This window comes from Aquabacterium sp. (assembly GCF_014378415.1).
Classification (GTDB): domain Bacteria; phylum Pseudomonadota; class Gammaproteobacteria; order Burkholderiales; family Burkholderiaceae_C; genus Aquabacterium.
The window spans coordinates 1-3,458 of sequence record NZ_JACMNS010000139.1; the positions used below are offsets into that span (position 1 = coordinate 1).

A 3,458-nucleotide genomic window follows, 5' to 3' on the forward strand; every position below is an offset into this window, starting at 1 on the left:
CATAAAGGCACACCCGCATAGAAGCGTGCGTGAGGGGGGCCTGTGACCCAGGCGTTGTGCTTGAATCGTGGGTCGTCCTGGGCATCAGGGATGACCACCACATCACCTTGGCAGATGGTGGCGGCGCAAAAGGCGTCCAGCAGTGAAAACTGGCGTTGTTCAATCCCGATGCGGGCCATGGCCCACAAACGGTGGCTGTCGATCAGGTTGATCATGGCCACAGGGCAGTTCATCTGGGCGCCCAGCAGGCGCACCAAAGCGTCGAACGCGGGGTCGACCTCGGAGTCCAGCAGCTTGCTGGCGCTTAACAGCGCTAGGCGCGCGGACTCATCGGGTGGAACTGCATTGAGCGTCATGCGGTCGTCAGGGGTGGGACTGCAATGAATCACTCTACCCCATGCGTGCTCAGATGTGTCTAAGCGTCAGCACTGAGGCAAAGTGTCAGAAAAGCTCAACACTTCGAAATGAATTTGGGTGGCGGTGGCATCGGTGGGGGGCGACCCCATGCAGATCACGCCGCTGCCGTGCAAGGTACAGGTGCCACGGCGCAGCGTCAGAATCTGGTCGTCGTGGTCGAACTTGACGTGCGTACCGTTGTAGCTCATGTCGCTCAGGTAGATGTGCCCGCTGTGCGATTCAATGCGCACATGCGAGCGCGACACGCGTGCATCGCTGACGCAAAACGAGGCCTGCGGGCTACGGCCCAGGGTCAGGGGCATGCTGGCGGTCGAGAAAATGCGTTCGGTCCCCAGCCAGGTCAGGCGCACGCCATCGGGCATGTCGGTGCTCTCGGCGCCCATCATCATGGTCGATTCGGTGTCGCCGAACTTGCGGCTTTCCATGCGCAGCACGGCCACGGGCTCTTTGCGGCCGCGCAGGTGAAGGCGGTCGATGCTGCGAAAGCGCTCCTGCTGGTCTGAAGGCAATTCGCGGATCAGGGGGCCGGTGGCCAGTGTTTCGTTGTCGCCGGCCAGGTCGATCAAGCGGGCGGCCACGTTGACGGCATCGCCAAAGCAGTCGCTGTCCACTTCCACGATTTCGCCCCAGGCCAGGGCCACTTTCATCTTCAAGGCGGTGGCTTTACTGGGCAGACCGTCTCTGGGCAAAGGGGCCAGGCGTTCGAGGGAGTCTTGGGCGTTGGCGGCGGCTTCAACGGAGCGCTCGGCGTCGTCGAACACGGCCATCAGGCCATCGCCCAGGGTCTTGACTACCCGGCCGCCACCCTTGGCCACAATTTGCCCCAGCATCGCCAGGCTGTGTGTGACCACCGTGGCCGCTTCCTTGTTGCCAAGGCGCAGATACAGGGCTGTGCTGCCGCGCAGATCGGCGAACATGACGGCACATTCCTTGGTGGTTCCCATAGCTCGGTATGTTGGCTCAGGTGGTCAGGCATTGGCGTGAAGAATCACACGGTTTTTGAGGCCTATTCGACAGCATGCCTTGCACTCCGCATCCGATCAATGTAGTTGACTGGCGCGTGATCCGCCAGCAAAGCCGGCGGTGTGGTGCACCAGGCCAACGGATTGACGAGGGTGCTGGGGCTGCCAGGGGCGCTCAGCCGCACCTCTTGGCCCACGTGGCTGAACCCCATGAAGGCGGGCGGCACCATGGACACGAGGTCGATGTCGTCCACCACGCGGTAGATGGGCACGTGCCGCATTGACTGGGCAAAAGCCAGGTTGCCAACACGGGGGGCTCCGAAGTTGTAGACCGCCAAGGGCGCGCGCCGGGCGGCGGCCAGGGTGGCCAGTGCTGCGCCCAGGCTGTGGCCGGTGTAAAAAATCGGGCAATTCAAGGTCGCCAGTTCGGGCTCGATCTCGGACCAGATGGAGTCGAGCGCGCGCCTAAAGCCTCGGTGCAGGCCCGGTCGGCGGCGCCTTAAAAACTGCAAGCCCAAGGTGGCATCGGTGATGCTGTCGCGCACAGTGTCTGTGCCGCGAAACACCAGCACGGCAAACCTCGGTGGCGAGCCCGAGGTCACCAGCATGGCCTGGGTGTCGGTTTCTGAGCACAAGAAGAAGCGCCGCTGTTGCAGGCCCACCTTGTCCAGGAAACTGCGCCGGGTGGGCAAGGGCGGGGCACTGCTTTCCTCGATGTCATGGCGGTAGACCAGGCGGCTCAGTTCCACCAGCCAAAGGGCGTTGCCTTCCAGATAGGCGCGGGTCGTGGGGTCGAAGGCGGGCAGCGCCACACGTGTGAAAAAATCAGTCGCGTCGCCGGGGCACAGCACGTCTTGCCAGGTCGTCATCAGTGGAAGTCTTTTTTGAATTGGCCAGAGCGCCATGAAAAATGCCCGGGCGGTGCCGGGCATTCTGTCACTGGGTTTGCTTGATGCTCAAGCTGATCAGAGGTTGTCGAGGTACGTGCGCAGTTTGTCGGACCGGCTAGGGTGCTTCAGCTTGCGGATGGCCTTGGCTTCGATCTGGCGGATGCGCTCGCGGGTGACGTCGAACTGCTTGCCGACTTCTTCCAGCGTGTGGTCCGTGGACATTTCGATGCCGAAACGCATGCGCAGCACCTTGGCTTCACGTGGCGTCAGGCTGTCGAGGATGTCCTTGACGACATCGCGCAAACCGGCCTGCATGGCAGCCTCGATCGGAGCGGTGTTATTGGTGTCCTCGATGAAGTCGCCCAAGTGGCTGTCGTCGTCGTCGCCGATCGGCGTTTCCATGGAGATCGGCTCTTTGGCGATCTTCATGATCTTGCGGACCTTGTCCTCCGGCATTTCCATCTTGGCGGCCAGCGTGGGCGCAGCGGGCTCGAACCCGATCTCTTGCAAATGCTGGCGCGAGATGCGGTTCATCTTGTTGATCGTTTCGATCATGTGAACCGGGATGCGGATGGTGCGGGCCTGGTCGGCGATCGAGCGGGTGATGGCCTGACGGATCCACCACGTCGCATAGGTCGAGAACTTGTAGCCGCGGCGGTATTCGAACTTGTCCACCGCCTTCATCAAACCGATGTTGCCTTCCTGGATCAGGTCCAGGAACTGCAAGCCACGGTTGGTGTATTTCTTGGCGATCGAAATCACCAGGCGCAAGTTGGCCTCGATCATTTCCTTCTTGGCATCGCGCGAGGCCTTTTCGCCCTCGTTCATGCGCTTGTTGATCGTTTTCAGATCATCAATCGGCACGACGGCCTTCGACTGCAGGTCGATCAGCTTTTGCTGCAACTCTTGAATGGCGGGCAGGTTGCGCTGCATCACGGCGGCGTAATGCTTGCCGGTCGCGATTTCCTTTTCAGCCCACTTCAGGTTCAGGATGTTGGGCGGGAAGGACTTGATGAAGTGCTCTTGCGGCAGGCCGCATTTGTCCACCACGATCTTGCGCAGTTCGCGCTCGTAGCGGCGCACGTCATCAACCTGCGAGCGAAGCAAGTCGCACAGGCGCTCAATGGTCTTGACCGTGAAGCGCACGGTCATCAAACCCTGGCTGATGCCTTCTTGCGCCTTGTTGTAA

The 3,458-nt window shown here is 61.3% G+C and carries 4 protein-coding genes; all 4 read right to left on the bottom strand.

Annotated features, from left to right (window positions below; translation table 11 throughout):
- The coding region (locus H7225_RS12755; protein ID WP_290662381.1) for a GAF domain-containing protein at window positions 1–356 on the bottom strand (356 nt) is incomplete at its 3' end.
- 66 nt (window positions 357–422) lie between these two features.
- Window positions 423–1,361: an adenylate/guanylate cyclase domain-containing protein gene (locus H7225_RS12760; protein ID WP_290662383.1), complete on the bottom strand. Its 939-nt coding sequence runs from the start codon at window positions 1,359–1,361 to the stop codon at window positions 423–425.
- 62 nt (window positions 1,362–1,423) lie between these two features.
- A complete protein-coding gene (locus H7225_RS12765; RefSeq protein ID WP_290662385.1) occupies window positions 1,424–2,248 on the bottom strand; it encodes a lipase family protein in 825 nt (274 codons plus the stop codon).
- A 96-nt stretch (window positions 2,249–2,344) separates the two neighbouring features.
- Window positions 2,345–3,458, bottom strand: a 1,114-nt coding sequence (gene rpoD, locus H7225_RS12770) for an RNA polymerase sigma factor RpoD (RefSeq protein WP_290662387.1), incomplete at its 5' end; no start/stop codon positions are given.